We start from the raw sequence: 15,836 nt of genomic DNA on the forward strand, positions 1-15,836 counted from the left end.
CGTGAGTGGTTAAGGAGTCTCTGCACTCCTTAACCACTCACAAGCCCGGCAGGGCCTCTCACCGGACCTCACCCACCCCTCCCGCACCAGGACGGTCTCCACTTCGCGGGCCACAACGCACGCACTCTTCGTCACCTCGTCGAACCCGTAGACAAGCCGCGGCCTTCCCTGTAGTTCTGCTGCATTGTCGCGTCGACGATCCCGGAAGGCGAACCTCCGCCATGGCGTGCGCACGGCGACCGTCGAGTCGGACGATGAGCGGCACACCGTGATCGGAGTAGTCGCAGTCCTCGAACAGGGTGCGTCCGTCCACGACCACCGGCGACTGCCGTCGGGCGCGCGGCAAACCGTGCGCATCCTCGACGTCGGTGGCGTAGCGGTACTCGAGGATCGACTGGACGCCGTCGGCCAGGAGTCGCACCGCGTCCGCGAGTGCCTTGCGGTATCGGCGTGGCCGTCGCTCCTCCATGCGTCGTCGGATGTCGCGCAGAGGGATCCGGCCGTTGGTCACGAGAGCGATGAGCCGGGTGTAGGCGTCCCGGGCCGTGGGTTCGGCGATCGCAACATCCAGAGCCGTGTCCGCCCTTGCCGTCCGGGGTTGGTCCGTGTCGATGGCGATGTAATCGTGCGCCCTCGACCGGTGCACGACGACTCCCGAATGGACGACGGTTCCTTCGCGGTGGCACAAACTGACCGACGCGAGGCCCGCGCCGACAACGGTCGGCGGCTGGGAGATGGCCGACCTTTTATAGGGAACGGTGATGTGCACGGGCCGCGCGGGCTCGACACGAATCATGTGCCATTCCTCGGCGGCGGTGTGGTGGCTGAGGACTGCGCCTTTGCCTCCGAAGAGCAGCGCCGCTTCCAGCGACATCTCACGAGTGATCGGTCCGTTGCTCACCGAGTAGACACCGTGGAGTACTGCTTGCCATCGACCGGATTCGACGCGGTGCCGGACTCTGCTGCGGGGAAACCCGAGGGCGTGGAGCTGCGTGTGGGTGATCAGGCCGAACTGCTTCTCGGCGACGCCTTTCAGGGCGGCGAATTTCGTAGCGGTCATACCGGGCACGATCACCGAGACCTCCGACGGGTCTCGGTGTCGCACCTGGGGAAATAAATCTCCCTGTGGATAACCCACAGGTTGGGGATAACTCAGCCCCGTGAGTGGTTAACGAGTCCAGAGACTCCTTAACCACTCACGGGCGGCGGAGCCGCCTACTTCAGCGACGCCGGCGGGGTGAACCGCTCACCGTACTTGGCGGCGAGTTCCTCAGCGCGCTTGACGAAGCCGGCCTGGCCGCCTGTGTAGCCCTGGATGTACTGCGACACACCGCCGGTCCAGGCGGGGAAGCCGATACCCATGATGGAGCCGATGTTGGCGTCGGCGGTGGTCATGAGAACACCCTCGTCGAAGCACTTCTGGGTTTCGATGGCCTCGATGAACAGCATGCGTTCGATGAGGTCCTGGAACGGGACGTCGAGTTCCTTGGAACCGAAGTTCTCCCGCAGGCCGGGCCACAGGCCTGTGCGCTTGCCGTCGGTGTAGTCGTAGAAGCCGGCGCCGCCGAGCTTGCCCTTGCGGTCGAATTTGTCGACCATCGTGTTGATGACGTCGCCTGCCGGATCGGCGGGCAGTTCCTTGCCTTCGGCCTTTGCAGCTTCCGCGGTTTCCTTACGGATCTTCTGCATCAGCGTGAGGTTCAGCTCGTCCGACAGCTGGAGCGGCGCGGCGGGGTAGCCGGCCTGCAGACCTGCCTGCTCGATCGTGGCCGGTTCGATGCCCTCGGCGAGCATGGCGATGGCCTCGTTGATGAACGTGCCGATAACGCGTGAGGTGAAGAAGCCCCGCGAGTCGTTGACGACGATCGGTGTCTTGCGGATGGCCTGCACATAGTCGAAGACTCGGGCGAGGGCCTCGTCGGACGTCTTCTCGCCGCGGATGATCTCCACGAGCGGCATCTTGTCGACGGGTGAGAAGAAGTGGATGCCGATGAAGTCTTCCTGCCGCTTCACACCCGTGGCCAGGCCGGTGATCGGCAGGGTCGAAGTGTTGGAACCGAGCAGCGCCTTCGGGTCGACGATGTCTTCGATCTCCTGGAACACCTTGTGCTTGAGTTCCTGGCTCTCGAACACGGCCTCGACGACGAAGTCGACACCGGCGAAGTCGGCCGGGTCGGCGGTCGGCTTGATCCGGTCGAGCAACGCCTTCGACTTCTCCTCGGTGGTTTTGCCACGCGCCAGCGCCTTGGCCTCGATGCCCTCGGAGTACGCCTTGCCCTTGTTCGCGGCCTCGATGGTGACGTCCTTGAGGACGACGTCGAAGCCGGCCTTCGCGGACACGTAGGCGATGCCAGCGCCCATCATTCCGGCGCCGAGCACACCGACCTTGGTGATCGGGGTCTTCTCGATGCCTTCGGGGCGGGAGGCCCCGGAGTTGATGGCCTGCAGGTCGAAGAAGAAGGCCTGGATCATGTTCTTCGCGACCTGGCCGGTGACCAGCGACGTGAAGTACCGCGCCTCGATGAGCAGCGCGTTGTCGACGTCGACCTGCGAGCCCTCGACAGCGGCCGCCATGATCGCGCGCGGCGCGGGCATGGGGGCGCCCTTGAGCTGCTTGCGCAGGTTCGCGGGGAAGGCAGGCAGGTTGGCGGCGAACGCGGGGGTGGACGGGGTTCCGCCCGGAATCCGGTAGCCCTTCTTGTCCCACGGCTGCACGCCGCCCTCTGGGTTGGCCTTGATCCACGCCTTCGCAGCGGGTACCAGTTCCTCGACGGAGGACACGACCTCGTCGATCAGTCCGACCTCCTTGGCCTGGACCGGTCCACGCTGCTGACCCTGCAGCAGTACCTGCATGAGCGCGTTCTGCAGACCGAGCATCCGGACCGTGCGCACGACTCCGCCACCACCGGGCAGCAGGCCGAGGGTCACCTCGGGGAGGCCGATCTTGACACCCTTCACGTCCGCGGCGATGCGGTGGTGGGTGGCGAGGGCGATTTCGAGTCCGCCGCCGAGTGCGGCACCGTTGATTGCGGCGACGACGGGCTTCCCGAGGGTTTCGAGGCGACGCAGATCCGACTTGAGCGCGACGCTGTGGTCGTAGACTTCCTGGGCGTTCTCGGGCCCGACCTTGATCATGTTCTTCAGGTCGCCGCCGGCGAAGAAGGTCTTCTTGCCGGACGTGATGACGACGCCCGTGATGGAATCCTTCTCGTCGACGAGGCGGTCGACGGTCGCCTTCATCGAGGAGATGTAGGCGTCGTTCATGGTGTTCGCGCCCTGGTTGGGATCGTCGATGGTGAGCACGACGATGCCGTCGGCGTCCTGCTCCCAGTTGATGATGTTCTGCTCGCTCACTGCTTCAAGTCTCCTGTTGATCCGGGCGTCAGACGCGCTCGATGATGGTGGCGACACCCATACCGCCGCCGATGCACAAGGTGATGAGGGCGTACCGGGCGTTCCGCCGCTCGAGTTCGTCGAGCATGGTGCCGGTGATCATGGCCCCCGTAGCGCCCAGCGGGTGACCCATCGCGATGGCACCACCGTTGACGTTGAGCTTCTCGTCGGGAATCTTCAGGTCCTTCTGGAACTTGAGCACCACCGATGCGAACGCCTCGTTGATCTCGAACAGGTCGATGTCGTCGACGGTCAGTCCGGCTGCGGCGAGGACCTTCTTCGACGCCGGGGTCGGACCGGTGAGCATGATCGTGGAGTCGGCGCCGGAGGTGGCGGTGGCGACGACGCGGGCACGCGGCCGCAGGCCCATGTCCTTGCCGGCCTGCTCCGTCCCGACGAGCACCAGTGCGGCGCCGTCGACGATGCCGGAGCTGTTACCACCGTGGTGGACGTGGTTGATCTTCTCGACCCAGTGGTACTTCTGCAGCGACACCGCGTCGAAGCCGCCCATTTCACCGACACCGGCGAACGACGGGTTGAGGCCTGCGAGATTCTCCACGGTGGTGCCGGGACGCATGTGCTCGTCGTGGTCGAGGACGGTGATGCCGTTGATGTCCTTCACCGGGACGACGGACTTGGTGAAGTACCCGCCCGCCCACGCCTTCGCGGCGAGATCCTGCGAGCGGACGGCGTACGCGTCGACGTCTTCGCGGGAGAAGCCTTCGATGGTGGCGATCAGGTCGGCGCCCACACCCTGCGGCACGAAGTAGTTGTCGTAGTTGGTGGCCGGGTCGAGTGCCCACGGTCCGCCGTCGGAGCCCATCGGCACGCGGGACATCGATTCGACGCCACCGGCAATCACCAGTTCGTCCCAGCCCGACCGCACCTTCTGGGCGGCGGTGTTGACGGCCTCGAGGCCCGACGCGCAGAACCGGTTGAGCTGGACACCACCTACGGTGTCGGGCAGCCCGGCGTCGTTGACGGCGATGCGTGCAATGTCCATGCCCTGGTCGCCCACCGGGGTGACGACACCGAGGATCAGATCCGAGATGCGGTCCTCGTCGAGGTCGGGGAAGCGGACGCGGAGCTCGTCGATCAGGCCGGTGACCAGCGAGATCGGCTTGACCGAATGGAGCGAACCGGTCTTCTTTCCGCGGCCACGCGGGGTGCGGATGGCTTCATAAATGAATGCCTCTGTGGTCACTTCGGGTGTTCCTTCCTTATCTGCGTCGACGCCGACAGTGCACACGGCGCTCTGCGCGGGGCATACCCCGTCACCTTTACCTTAGAACCTGTTGCAAAACCGGTGGAAGGACCGAAGCGATCCTGGATCGTGACCCAGGCGATCACGGCTCCCCTTCTCTCATCGCGCCGAGGCAGCATTTTCGTGCTCTAATGACGCGCGCCCGCACTCCCGCGACAAGAGAAGAGACCCCTCGTGCCGAACCCGCTGTCCCGGCGACGTCTCCTCGGGGCGGCGGCAGTGGGTGCCGTGACCGCAGCCGGATTCGGTGGCCGAACCGCCTCGGCCCGTCGGCGTCTTCCGCCGCCGACGTCCGTCACGGAGACCGACCCCGCTCTGTTGAGTGCGATCGAGGCGGCGACTCTTTTGCAGTCGCGTGCCCTGCACCCACGGGATCTGCTCGACGCGTGCCTCGCTCGCAGCGCGGAACACGACGGCTCGGTCGAGGCGTGGATCCGGATCTACTCGGAGCAGGCATACGCCGCGGCTGACCTGGCAGCGCAGCGACTGGCTACCGGATCGGCACCACTTGTCTGCGGATTGCCGATCGCCCTGAAAGATGTCTTCGCCGTGGCCGGGTTGCCCCTGACGGCGTCGAGCGGCGCCCTTGCCGGCAACATCGCCGCGGGCGATTCGGGCGTGTGGCGGCGGCTCCGCGATGCGGGCATGGTCCTCATGGGACACCTGCACACGCACGAGTTCGCTATCGGGACCGCCACACCCCAGGTCGGCAACCCCTGGGGCACCGAGTACTCACCGGGCGGTTCCTCGGGCGGCAGTGCCGCCGCACTCGCCGCCCGGTTCACTCCGTGCGCTGTCGGGACGGACACCGGCGGATCACTGCGCATCCCCGCGAGCGCGTGCGGGATCACCGCCATCAAGCCGACGTTCGGCCGATGCAGCACCAGCGGCGTGATCCCGCTGACGTGGACGCGTGATCACACCGGACCGATGGGGCGCAGTGTCGCCGACGCGTCCCTGCTGCTCAGCTACATGGCGGGCGTCGACGTCGACGACCCCAGCACGTCGGTAGGACCCGACGTACCCGCAAACGGGTACCCGCTCTCCGCCGTGGGCGGCCCACAGCCGTTGTCCGGCATACGCTTCGGCCTGCCGAGCACGGCAACCGAGGACCTGCCCGAAACCGTGGGGGTGTTGTTCTCGGCATTTCTCGACCTGATCCGTCGTCTCGGCGGGGTGATCGTCGACGTCCCAATGCCGGCGGTTCCCACCGGACTTCTCACCGGCGACCTGGCGGAATTCGGTTTGTATCACCAGCAGTTCGTCGATCGGCTCCCGTCGTACAGGCCGGAATCGGCTGTTGCCGCGACTGCGGCTGTCGCGAGTCTCGGCGTGCCCGTGGCAGACTACTTTTCGCTCGAACGCGAACGACGGCGTTACCAGCACGAGTACAACCGCATGTTCGCCGAGCACGCCTTGGACGTGGTTCTGCGACCCGGGGCCCTGACGGACGGAATCCGCCGCGACACACTGGCTGATACGAGCGTGTTCGCCGGCGCCAGGGAAAACTATTTCTGGGCCAATTACACCGGGGCACCCGTGATCTGCGTTCCCGCCGGCCGGTCCACCGCCACCGGTATCCCGTTCGGCGTGCAACTCGGTGGTCTCCCGTGGGCCGAGGAGGCGCTGATCTCGACGGCACTCGAACTGCAGGAAGCGGATCCGGTGTGGCGCGACACCCCGCCACTCGCCTCGTCTCCCCGCCGGATTCCCGACGTCCGCGCCACCCGCCCCGGGCCGGGCCCGAGCCCCACGAACACGGACGACTCCGGCCCCGGGTTCAGATTCGTGCCGACGACGTCCACCGCGGCCGTCTAGCTGCCACACTCACGGATCGAGTCCGAGCCCGGCGTCCCGCGCGCGCACGATGGCGGCGGAACGGTCGGGCACACCGAGCTTGGCCAGCACGTTGGACACATGGTTGCGCACGGTCTTCGGACTCAGTACCAGTCGCCGGGAGATGCTCGCGTTGTCGTGTCCGCGAGCCACGAGGTCCAAAATCTCACGTTCCCGGTCGGTCAACTCGGGAAACACCGTCGAGCGCACCCGGTGTGAGGCCGCCATGAAGGTCATCGCCCGGGCGGCTACCGCGGCGCCCAGGATCATTTCGCCGTTCGCGACGGCTCGCACAGCACGTTCCACTTCGGCGGGATCGGCGCCCTTGACGAGATAACCCCTCGCCCCGGCACGCACCGAAGCGACGAGCGACTCGTCGTCCTCGTGCATCGTGACCACGAGCACCCGCAGCGCCGGATATGTCTGGACCAATTGGCGGGTGGCGTCCACACCCGAACCGTCACCGAGTTCGAGGTCCATGAGCACCACATCGACTTCGGCGTCGACGACGTCGAGCGCTTCGGCGACGGAGCTGGCCTGAGCAGCCACCTCCATGCCGTCGAGTGTCGAGAGCAGCGCCACCATTCCGAGCCGGAACACCGGATGATCGTCGACGACGACCACCCGGATGGGCGAGGGTGAAGGACTGGCAATACTCGCGCTCATAGTGATGACAACGGTAGCCGGGCTGTGACCACTGTGCCTGTCGGACTCCCCGATTCGATGTCGAGGGTGCCGCCGAGTTCGCGGGCGCGCTCACGCATCGACCGGGTCCCCACCCCGGCACCTCCCGTGGGATCGAACCCACAGCCGTCGTCCCGGATCATCACTTCGAGGACGTCGCCTGCGCCCGGATCCTGACCGAGTGTGGCGTCGACACGGCAACCGTCGGCGCCGCTGTGCCGTCGTGCGTTGGTCACGGCCTCGACGATGATCCCGTACGCAGCGGCGCTGATCTGCGTACCGAGGCCGGCTGGCGGGTCTGCTCGAATGTGCAGCGTGAAACCACTGCGAGAGTGTGTTTCCGCCAATTCTTGCAGGGCGGGGAGGAGGCCGAGTTCGTCGAGCACCGGCGGAAACATGCTGCGGGACAGCTGCCGGACACCCTCGACCTGGTGGTCGAGTTCCGCCTGCAGCGAATCGATGAGCGCCGCTGCCGAATCGGGGTCGCTGGTGAGCAGGTTCCGTGCCCCTTGCAGGCCGAGTCGGATGCCTGCCAGCGACGGCCCCAGGCCGTCGTGCAGTTCACGGCGGATCATCTGGCGCTCCTCGAGGCGAACCGACGCCAGCTGCCGCCGCGCCTCCCGTAGATCGTCGGCCGACTGCATCACCACGAGGCCCGCCGTGACCACTGCAGACAGCTCGGTGAGCGATCTGCGCGTCCGCGAACCGAGCGTCTCCCCGGGAGGTGCAGTGACGATCATCGTGCCGAAGACCGCTCCACGATGTACCAACTCCACCGACTCTGCGGGTCCCGTCGCGTGACCCCACACTGCGGCAACACCGCTGCCACGGCGAATGGATACCGATTCGAGGCGCAACGCGACGCCCACACCGGCGGCGAGTTCCGCGAGTAGTTCCTCTGGTGACTCGGCACTGCCGAATCGCCGCCCCAGTGCGCGGACCGCTCGGGCCGGATCTGCGCCCTCGCCGTACACCAGGTGGTGCACTCGCCGCTGGAGCCACAACCGCGCGGGCTGCACAGCGACAGCGACGACTCCCGCCGCCACCACCTGCGCACCCACCGATTCACCCGCGGGGAGCAGCGCCGACACGAGCGTCGCCACCACGACGTACAACACCAGCAGCAGGACGGTGAGCGTCCCGGCCACAGTCGCACGGCTGACCGCCAGGTTCAGCCCCCACATGCGCTGCCGCAGAACGCACACCAGGATCGCGACCGGGTAGAACGCCTGCACGGCGAGGTGCACCAGTGGATTGAGCACCCACAGCCCGGGAAGCGACGCCGGCAGCGCGAGAGGAATGTACGCGGCCGTCATCAGACCGGTGCCCAGACACATCCATCCCAGACCCACCCGCTCGGCCTGCGGACCGTGCCTCCACCGCCAACCACAATCCGCCGACGCAAGCGCCCCGACGACGAGGACGGGCAGAAGCACCCAGATCGGTGGAATGTCGGTGAAGGTCCGCGACCAGAAGTACCACGCGGTCGCGCCGATACCCGCCGCGACTCCTGCCTTCGCGATCGGCCCCAGCGGATGGTCGCGGATCAGCCACGGGACGATGAGGAAGAGGCTGAGTGTGCCCGGAATCCACGCCGTGTTCTGCAGCGGTTCCAGCACACCGACTCCCGGAAGCCCGGGACGGACCAGCGCGAGCTGCGAGTAGCTGTAGCTCAGCGCGGCGACACCCACTCCGATCGCGGTGAGGCCGAGGAGGATCGGTACCGGGTGCACACGCCGAGCGAGGACGACCCCGCCCACGGTCCCGTACACCGCAGCACCGACGACATCGACCAAGAAGAACAGCTGGTTGGAATCGATGCCCGGGTCTGCGCCGACGAACGCCACAACGGACAGAACCACCAGCACCCACGACGACACCGCCATGACTGCGGCGGGTACCGGCGCACCGCCGGTACCCGCCGACCCCTCGATCATTCGACATGCCCTCGTCTCGCTCATCGTTGCGAACGAGTATCACTCACGCAGGGAGGGTGCGAATGCGAATCCCACCGCACTGACCAACACCCACAGCGGTCCGGTGAACCCGGCCATGTACTGCAGGGGTGACACGCCGATGAGGGCCGTCACCAGACCGAGGACCAGGCCGACCCAGCCGATCCACCGGGGCCCGGCGTGTCCGCGTAGCAACGCGGCAGCCACCGCCAGCGCGCTGACGCCCGCCCCCGCCCACAACCACGGGATCGTCCCCATCCAGTGAGCTCCGATCACCGCGAACTCCGGCACCAGCTGATCCGTCTCACCGAGGCCGAACACCAGCTCCGTCGTCAGACCGGTCCCCAGCAGGCACGCCGCCGACGTCAGGACCAGACCGAACGCCGCAACCGACGGAAGGATGCTGTCCGTCGGTAGCGCCGCCCGCAGCCGTTGTGCCAACCCGGCTGCGAAGACGAGCAGGAGCAGCGCCGTGGCCATGATGGACACGTGCATCACGAGGATGCTGGTTCGCTGTCCGGCGAGGTGGTTCATGATCGCTACCGCGTCACCTGCCGACGACTCCGCATAGACCGCGTCGATCGACATGCTCGCCTGGATGCCGAGAATGCCGGCCGCCCCGGCCAGAATCCCGACATACGCCCACCACCGGCCACGTCGTGCAGCCGCCGGGACCTCGTTCTGCACGCCTTCAGGAACATTCACTGTGTTCATGGAACGAGAATCGGCTACCCGGCGTCCCGGGCACCAGGGGCCTGTGTCCCGAACCGGCGGGACGATCAGCCCTCGAGTTTCTTCGCCCCGAGCATGTCCTTGAGCAATTCGAACGCCACGACCTCCGGGTCACGACGTGTGGACGGATCAGCGGGTTCCGCCGCCTCGGCGAACATCTCCTCTTCGTCTTCCGGGGTGGTGACAGGAGGGGTCGCGGATTCGTAGTCGACCGGGGGTGCAGGATCGTCGGGATAGTCGGGTGCCTCCGGCGGCGGGATGTCGTCGTCCGGTTCGGACGACGAACGAGGCTGCGGCCGTGCGGTTTCTGCGCCTGCAGCTCGCGGCTCCGACGATGGTGGAGTTGCACGCTGCGCGGTCTTGTCCTGGCTGGGCCGCGAGAATCGCGGTGTGCCGGCCGGCCGGGTAGGTGCCGAGGCGACCTTCGTGACCGGCGGCGGCGGGGGTGCCGGGGCGCCCGCCTGATACTCCACTTCCCAGTCGCCGCCGAACATCTCGGCGAGCACCTCCGCGATGACCTGGGCGTTGTGGGGTGAGGCGATGCGTGCGCCCAGATTGGGAACGGGATGCGCGAGGATCAAGCGATTGCCCTGCACGTCGTGCACCGTCGCCGCCGACAGCATCGCCGGAAGAATCTTGTTCCGCTGGCTCACCTTCTCGCGCAGGCTGTTCCATGCCTCTCTCAACGCAGCGGCGTCCGGACCGCCGGGCGCGTCCGGTTGCGCCGCGACCTCGGGAGCCGGGGTCGCATCAGGTTCGGTTACCGGTTCCGGCGTCGGCTCCGGCTCCGGAACGGGAGCGGGCTCGGGCGCCGGAACCGGGGCGGGCTCCGGCGTCGGCTCCGGAACGGGAGCGGGCTCGGGCGCCGGAACCGGGGCGGGCTCCGGCGTCGGCTCCGGAACGGGGGCAGGCTCGGGTGTCGGCTCGGGCTTCGGAACGGGGTGTGGCGCCGGTTCGGGTTCGGGTGGCGCAGGCACTGTCTCGGCCGCCCTCATCGAGGGCCGCTGGAACTTGAGTTCGGGCTGCGGGGACGAATTGGCCTGCGCCGCAGGATCTGCCGTGGAAGTGTTCTGCGCCGCGGGCGCCGGGGCCGGACGTCCGGCCGCCGCAGTCGCCGGCGCCGTACCGGCCGGGGGCAGTCCCCGTTCGACTCGCTCTAGTCGCTGCAATACCGCGGACTCCGCGTCGGACGCCGACGGCAGAAGCATGCGGGCGCACATCACTTCGAGCAACAGACGCGGGGCAGTGGCGCCGCGCATCTCGCCGAGTCCGGCGTGGATCACCTCCGCGTATCGGGTGAGCGTTGCCGGTCCGATCCGCTTCACCTGTGCGCGCATGTGCTCGAGCACGTCGCCGGGTGCGTCGACCAGGCCGCGCTCGGCGGCGTCCGGCACCGCCTGCATGAGGATCAGATCACGCAGACGCTCGAGCAGATCGACGGCGAAACGCCGCGGATCGTGGCCTGCGTCGATGACACGATCCACGGTTCCGAACAGCGCAGCGCCGTCACCGGTGGCCAGTGCGTCGACTGCGTCGTCGATGAGTGCCACGTCGGTGACACCGAGGAGCGCAAGCGCACGCGGGTAGGTCACCCCGTCATCGCCCGCACCGGCCAGCAACTGGTCGAGGATGCTCAGCGAGTCTCGCGGGGAACCGCCGCCCGCACGGATGACCAGCGGATATACGGGATCCGCCACCGGAACGTTCTCCTGCAGGCAGATCTTCTCGAGCAGTCCACGCATGGTCGACGGCGCCAGCAGCCGGAACGGGTAGTGGTGGGTACGCGAACGAATGGTCGGCAGCACCTTGTCCGGCTCGGTGGTGGCGAAGATGAAGATGAGGTGCTCCGGCGGTTCCTCGACGATCTTGAGGAGGGCATTGAATCCGGCCGTCGTGACCATGTGGGCCTCGTCCACGATGAACACTCGGTATCGCGACTCCGCGGGTGCGTAGAACGCGCGGTCGCGCAGCTCACGCGTGTCGTCGACACCACCGTGGCTGGCGGCGTCGAGTTCGGTGACGTCGAGGTTGCCGGAACCGCCCGGTCCCAGAGCCACGCACGAGGGGCACTGACCACACGGGGTGGACGTCGGGCCTTCGACGCAGTTGAGCGAGCGCGCGAGGATGCGGGCAGAGGACGTCTTGCCGCAGCCACGAGGACCGGAGAACAGATAGGCGTGGTTGATCCGTCCGGCATCGAGTGCGGTGCTCAGTGGTTCGGTGACGTGCTCCTGCCCCACCACCTCGGCGAAGGATGCGGGTCGGTACTTCCGGTACAGGGCCACGCGGAAAGACTACCGGCGGACCCCGACAGGCCAGGTGCGGGTGGTCGGGTCCACAGCCACGCACGATCGGTCGTCGTCACACCCGTCACTTCACACCCGACACTCGTCGAATGAGTGAATTGCGTAACACGTTCGCAACGCGTCGGCAGCACACCTGAAACGGGTCACGGTCATCGTGACTTTCCGCGCACGGTTCCGTCCGAGCGTGTGAGGAGAATGTCGTGCCTGCAATCGACGCCGGAGCAACCGCCTGGCTGCTGATCAGTACCGCGCTGGTCCTGTTGATGACCCCGGGTCTCGCCCTGTTCTACGGCGGGATGGTGAGATCCACCGGTGTCCTGAACATGATCATGATGAGTTTCGTGTCGATCGCCCTGGTCACCGTGGCATGGCTGGTGGCGGGGTACTCCCTGATCTTCGGTGACGACATCGGCGGCGGCCTGATCGGCGGCTTCGAGCATCTGGGGATGGTGGGCATCGACCCCACCACGGTTCACGGGCAGGTTCCCGAGATCCTGTTCGCGACGTTCCAGCTGACGTTCGCCATCATCACCGCCGCGCTGATCAGCGGAGCGATCGCCGACCGCGCCAAGTTCTCGGCATGGATGGTTTTCGTCCCGATCTGGGCCCTTCTCGTGTACGCGCCCGTCGCCCACTGGGTGTGGAACCCGGAGGGCTGGATCGCACAGTTCGGCGCCCTCGACTACGCCGGCGGGCTGGTCGTCGAGATCGTCTCCGGTGCGTCCGGCCTCGCGTTGGCCCTTGTTCTGGGCCCGCGCCTCGGCTTCCGTTTGGAGTCGATGCGCCCGCACAACCTGCCCCTGGTGCTGCTGGGTGTCGGGCTGCTGTGGTTCGGCTGGTTCGGCTTCAACGCAGGCTCCGCCCTCGCCGCCGACGGCACCGCGGCCGCAATCTTCCTCAACACCCTCGTCGCCGGCTGCACCGGCCTGCTCGGCTGGCTCCTCGTGGAGCAGAAGCGAGACGGACACCCCACCACATTCGGCGCTGCGTCCGGTGTCGTCGCCGGCCTGGTCGCGATCACGCCCTCGTGCGGAACGGTGAGCATGCTCGGCGCGTCCGTCGTCGGGGCGGTCGCCGGTGTGGTCTGTTCGTTCGCCGTCGGATGGAAGTTCCGCCTCGGCTACGACGACTCGCTCGACGTGGTGGGCGTCCACTTGGTCGGCGGTATCGTCGGCACGATCCTGATCGGTCTGCTCGCCACCGAAGTGATGACGGGCGGTGCGGAGGGCCTCTTGTACGGCGGCGGGTTCGCGCAACTCGGCAAGCAGGTAGTGGCCGTGGTCGTCGTCGCCCTCTACGCCTTCGGTGTCACCTACGTGCTGGGCAAGCTCATCGACCGCGCCTTCGGGTTCCGGGTGAGCGCGGAGGACGAATCCTCGGGAATCGACCTGGCCCTGCACGCCGAATCGGCCTATGAGCACGGCGTCCTCGGCCACGGACCTGGAGGCGGCGGCCTCGGCCACGGGCCTGGAGGCGGCGGCCTCGGCCACGGACCTGGAGGCGGCGGTCAGGGCAACAGCGTGTTCCCGTGGATGCACGAGAGCGAACGCCGTCGCCACCTCGACGAGGAACGGAAGGACTCCGAGTAGCGGCGGCTACTTCTTCTTCGCTGCGGCTTCCTTCTTCGCCTCGGCCTTGGCGGCCTTCTTGAACTCGCGGACCTCGTGCAGGCTCTTCTCGTCGACGACGTCTGCGATCGACCGGCGGGAACCGTCCGTACCGTAGTCGCCGGCGGCTTCCCGCCAGCCCTGAGGCTCCACCCCGATCTGCTTGCCGAGCAGTGCCAGGAAGATCCGCGCCTTCTGGTCGCCGTAGCCGGGCAGCGCCTTCAACCGTTTCAGAACCTCTTTGCCGTCGGGATCGCCGTCGGTCCACAGCGCTTCGACGCTGCCGTCGTAGTTCTCGACGAGAAACGCGCACAGCGACTGGATGCGCGTGGCCATGGAACCGGGGAACCGATGCACCGCGGGAGTCTGTGCACAGACGGCGGCGAATTCTTCCGGATCCATCTCCGCGACGCGATGCACCTCGAGCCCGCCGAGACGATCCGCAAGCTTCTTCGGGCCCGCGAACGCCGTCTCCATCGGAACCTGCTGATCGAGCAGCATTCCGATCAGCAGGGCAAGGGGGTCACTCGCCAGAAGAGCGTCCGCCTCCGGATCACCGACGAGATTCAACGTGCGTGCCATGGGGTCGATCCTGCCACCACGCCCATCCGGCCGGGAGTCAACAGGTTCGATACATGAGTTGTCCACAGAGTTGTCCACAGCACTGCATTACTCGCGCGTAAGGTTCGATACCGGTCCCGTCACAGCGCCCGTCCGGCCCTGCCTTCTACGAAGGGTCGTGGTCACGGTGGCGGGGATGTGTATACGAAAGCAGCCCTTATCGTTCGTCGGTCATGCGGAAATGTGCATATGATCCGAGGTATCCGCCGAGCGAGAGGGTGAGAGCAATGCCCGACAACACGAGCGAGAAGAAACCGGCGCCCGCAAACGTCGCTGTGGGTGTGCGGGTGCTGGTACGCCGGCAGTCCGAGGAGGCACAGACCGGTCATGTCATCGAGGACTACGCCGCGTTGACCGACGCCGAACGTGGGCACGAGTGGGCTCCCGCGCATCGATGGGCCATCGCCCTCGACGACGGACGCCTGGTTTTCGCCGACACCGACGACCTCACCATCGATCCCGGCGCTCCCCAATCCGGGACGCAGCCTCCGCGCCGCTGACCACACCGCGTGTCGGCGCGGCCGTAGCCGGGTACCTCTAGGTTCCAGGGACTGCGGTCCATTCGCGCGACCCGAAGGACACCCGATGGCCCCGAACGAAGCCAACCGAGCCAGCGGATTCAGTGGAGCCGTGGATCGTGCGACAGACAGCACCACCTTCGAACGGGTTGCCCGCGCCGGCCACGTGATGAGCGGATTCGTCCATCTCCTGGTTGCATACATCATCATTCAGCTTGCGTTCGGAAGCGGTGGCGACGCCGACCAGTCCGGGGCACTGGGCACGCTCGCTTCCAAACCGGGTGGCCGTTTCGTCCTGTGGGTAGCCGCGGTGGCGTTCGTCGCAATGGCTCTCTGGCGGCTGGCCGAGACCGTGCTCGGACCGCATGTCACCGAGGGATCGCAGGGTGATCCGGAAGGTCCGTCGCTGATGGACCGCGCGAAGGCGTTCGGCCTGGCCTTGGTCTACTTCGCTTTCGCCTTCTCTGCGGTCCAGTTCGCCCGCGGCGCCGGGAAGTCGAGCGGTCAGCAGAATGCGGGACTGAGCGCTCGGCTCATGGAGTCCGGGGGAGGCAAGGCCCTTCTCATCGTGGTGGCTCTCGTGGCCATCGCGATCGGCGGGTATCACATCTACAAGGGAGCGTCGAAGAATTTCTGCGACGATCTGAAAGGTCAGCCCTCGAAGCTCGTGGAGCCGCTCGGCGTCATCGGATACGTCGCGAAGGGGCTGGTGATCGCCGGTGCGGGCGTCCTCGTGATCGTGGCCGTGCTGAAGTCCGACCCTTCCAAGGCCACGGGGCTCGACGGCGCAGTTAAAACACTCGGATCGGCGCCGTACGGTCAGGTGCTTCTGGTCCTCGCCGGACTGGGCATCGCCGCCTACGGTGTGTACAGCTTCGTGATGGCGCGCAACGCCCGGATGTAGCCGAGCGCACTCCTAG

Annotated in this window: 11 protein-coding genes and 1 pseudogene; 4 read left to right on the forward strand and 8 right to left on the reverse strand. The window is 67.0% G+C overall.

From position 1 onward, the window contains the following. Nucleotides 1-9: 9 nt before the first annotated feature. The 3 genes and pseudogenes from JQT59_RS03285 to JQT59_RS03295 form a co-directional block, all read right to left on the reverse strand. Nucleotides 10-1,060, reverse strand: a pseudogene (locus tag JQT59_RS03285) (type IV toxin-antitoxin system AbiEi family antitoxin domain-containing protein). 155 nt (nucleotides 1,061-1,215) lie between these two features. Next, a complete protein-coding gene (locus JQT59_RS03290) occupies nucleotides 1,216-3,354 on the reverse strand; it encodes a 3-hydroxyacyl-CoA dehydrogenase NAD-binding domain-containing protein (protein WP_213574532.1) in 2,139 nt (712 codons plus the stop codon). Nucleotides 3,355-3,382: 28 nt separating this feature from the next. Continuing rightward, complete coding sequence (locus JQT59_RS03295; protein WP_213574534.1) at nucleotides 3,383-4,597, reverse strand: acetyl-CoA C-acetyltransferase; 1,215 nt, start codon at nucleotides 4,595-4,597, stop codon at nucleotides 3,383-3,385. A 234-nt stretch (nucleotides 4,598-4,831) separates the two neighbouring features. Between JQT59_RS03295 and JQT59_RS03300 the strand changes: the two genes are divergently transcribed. After that, nucleotides 4,832-6,475, forward strand: coding sequence for an amidase (locus JQT59_RS03300; protein WP_213574536.1), 1,644 nt, complete (start codon nucleotides 4,832-4,834; stop codon nucleotides 6,473-6,475). 9 nt (nucleotides 6,476-6,484) lie between these two features. Here JQT59_RS03300 and JQT59_RS03305 read toward each other — a convergent pair whose 3' ends face one another. The 4 genes from JQT59_RS03305 to JQT59_RS03320 all read right to left on the reverse strand — a co-directional run bounded on the left by JQT59_RS03305 (nucleotide 6,485) and on the right by JQT59_RS03320 (nucleotide 12,149). Then, nucleotides 6,485-7,159 (reverse strand): response regulator, encoded by a 675-nt coding sequence (locus JQT59_RS03305; RefSeq protein WP_213574538.1) that lies wholly within the window; start codon nucleotides 7,157-7,159, stop codon nucleotides 6,485-6,487. Then, the gene (locus JQT59_RS03310) at nucleotides 7,156-9,114 is read right to left on the reverse strand and encodes a sensor histidine kinase (protein WP_213574540.1); all 1,959 of its coding nucleotides are present in this window, start codon (nucleotides 9,112-9,114) and stop codon (nucleotides 7,156-7,158) included. Before JQT59_RS03310 ends, JQT59_RS03305 begins: the two co-directional genes overlap by 4 nt. A gap of 39 nt (nucleotides 9,115-9,153) precedes the next feature. Then, nucleotides 9,154-9,846: a hypothetical protein gene (locus tag JQT59_RS03315; protein WP_213574542.1), complete on the reverse strand. Its 693-nt coding sequence runs from the start codon at nucleotides 9,844-9,846 to the stop codon at nucleotides 9,154-9,156. Between the two features lie 65 nt (nucleotides 9,847-9,911). Beyond that, the gene (locus JQT59_RS03320) at nucleotides 9,912-12,149 is read right to left on the reverse strand and encodes a DNA polymerase III subunit gamma and tau (RefSeq protein ID WP_213574544.1); all 2,238 of its coding nucleotides are present in this window, start codon (nucleotides 12,147-12,149) and stop codon (nucleotides 9,912-9,914) included. Between the two features lie 221 nt (nucleotides 12,150-12,370). On the opposite strand from JQT59_RS03320, the gene JQT59_RS03325 reads away from it, so the two are divergent. Continuing rightward, nucleotides 12,371-13,759, forward strand: a complete 1,389-nt coding sequence (locus tag JQT59_RS03325) for an ammonium transporter (protein WP_213574546.1) — start codon at nucleotides 12,371-12,373, stop codon at nucleotides 13,757-13,759. A gap of 6 nt (nucleotides 13,760-13,765) precedes the next feature. Here the strand turns inward: JQT59_RS03325 and JQT59_RS03330 are convergent, their stop codons facing one another. Further along, complete coding sequence (locus JQT59_RS03330; RefSeq protein WP_213574548.1) at nucleotides 13,766-14,359, reverse strand: HhH-GPD-type base excision DNA repair protein; 594 nt, start codon at nucleotides 14,357-14,359, stop codon at nucleotides 13,766-13,768. Between the two features lie 266 nt (nucleotides 14,360-14,625). Here JQT59_RS03330 and JQT59_RS03335 point away from each other — a divergent pair, with 266 nt between their 5' ends. Next, on the forward strand, nucleotides 14,626-14,898 hold the full coding sequence (locus JQT59_RS03335) for a hypothetical protein (protein ID WP_208962864.1): 273 nt from the start codon (nucleotides 14,626-14,628) through the stop codon (nucleotides 14,896-14,898). Nucleotides 14,899-14,983: 85 nt separating this feature from the next. Continuing rightward, nucleotides 14,984-15,820 (forward strand): DUF1206 domain-containing protein, encoded by an 837-nt coding sequence (locus tag JQT59_RS03340; RefSeq protein ID WP_213574550.1) that lies wholly within the window; start codon nucleotides 14,984-14,986, stop codon nucleotides 15,818-15,820. Nucleotides 15,821-15,836: the final 16 nt, after the last annotated feature.

Source organism: Rhodococcus sp. USK13 (assembly GCF_018343855.1).
GTDB lineage: Bacteria > Actinomycetota > Actinomycetes > Mycobacteriales > Mycobacteriaceae > Rhodococcus_F > Rhodococcus_F oxybenzonivorans.

Excerpts from the sequence above, each read along its gene's own strand:
- JQT59_RS03330 (WP_213574548.1), bottom strand. The coding sequence starts at position 14,359 with ATGGCACGCACGTTGAATCTCGTCGGTGATCCGGAGGCGGACGCTCTT.
- JQT59_RS03310 (WP_213574540.1), bottom strand. The coding sequence starts at position 9,114 with ATGATCGAGGGGTCGGCGGGTACCGGCGGTGCGCCGGTACCCGCCGCA.
- JQT59_RS03315 (WP_213574542.1), bottom strand. The coding sequence starts at position 9,846 with ATGAACACAGTGAATGTTCCTGAAGGCGTGCAGAACGAGGTCCCGGCG.
- JQT59_RS03340 (WP_213574550.1), top strand. The coding sequence starts at position 14,984 with ATGGCCCCGAACGAAGCCAACCGAGCCAGCGGATTCAGTGGAGCCGTG.
- JQT59_RS03335 (WP_208962864.1), top strand. The coding sequence starts at position 14,626 with ATGCCCGACAACACGAGCGAGAAGAAACCGGCGCCCGCAAACGTCGCT.
- JQT59_RS03305 (WP_213574538.1), bottom strand. The coding sequence starts at position 7,159 with ATGAGCGCGAGTATTGCCAGTCCTTCACCCTCGCCCATCCGGGTGGTC.